Origin of the sequence: Mesorhizobium sp. M1E.F.Ca.ET.041.01.1.1 (assembly GCF_003997355.1) — a bacterium.
Classification (GTDB): Bacteria; Pseudomonadota; Alphaproteobacteria; order Rhizobiales; family Rhizobiaceae; genus Mesorhizobium.
This window is the reverse complement of sequence record NZ_RZSL01001169.1, coordinates 1-707: the sequence shown is the minus strand read 5'-3', so window position 1 is coordinate 707 and position 707 is coordinate 1. Positions and strand designations below refer to the sequence as shown.

Annotated in this window: 2 protein-coding genes; both read right to left on the bottom strand. The window is 66.8% G+C overall.

Annotated elements, in window-relative coordinates:
• Positions 1 to 231 (bottom strand): DUF1403 family protein (locus tag EOA38_RS38165; protein ID WP_245481039.1); only part of this gene is annotated, 231 nt, incomplete at its 3' end.
• Between the two features lie 188 nt (positions 232 to 419).
• Positions 420 to 707: DNA-binding transcriptional regulator (locus tag EOA38_RS38160; protein ID WP_145966359.1), on the bottom strand; the 288-nt coding region annotated here is incomplete at its 5' end.

The window sequence follows — 707 nt, the reverse complement described above, 5'->3', positions numbered from 1 at the left end:
GAGCAGCACGGTGTCGCGCAGCGCGGCCTCGTCCTCGGTGCGACCCGCCTGGCGCACCGTCGCCGCGGCCGCGCCGAGTGCCAGACGTTGCCGCCAGGCGCCGGCCCATCGCTCCTGCCGGCGCACGAGAGCATCGAGCGCGCCGAGGACGGCGCCGGCCGCAATCGCAGCATCCTCAAGGGTTTGCGCCGTCTCGACTGCCCTGCGCAGCCAAGATGGCACAGTCGCCATGGGCCCGATCGGCGCGGCGCCGAGCGGCTGGACTGCGTGGTGAGGGGACGATCTGGGGCGAAGAATCATTCTCAGCAGCATGATTCATGGCGGCGCTTTTGACAATCAGTTTCGAGCAAAACCGCCGCCCCTGTCGACAGCGTTTTACGTCCGATAAGCTTGCCTTATCGGACGTATCCGAAATCCGCCTAGCCGAGCGCCGCCAGCCCGTGCTTCTTGACCACAGACAAGAGTTTCAGCGCCATCCCGCTCGGCCGCTTGGCGCCGGTCTCCCACTTCTGCACGGTCGATTCCGACGTGTTCAGATAGCGCGCGAACACCGGCTGGCTGACATGGTTCTTCTCGCGCAACGCCTTGATCTCGTCGGGTCCGATCGCCGCCGGCGCCGTCAGGCAGCTCTCGTCGAAGCTGCGCATCGTCGTCTTGTCGATCGCCCCGACCTTGTAGAGCGCGCGCGCCGAGCTATGGATCGCCTC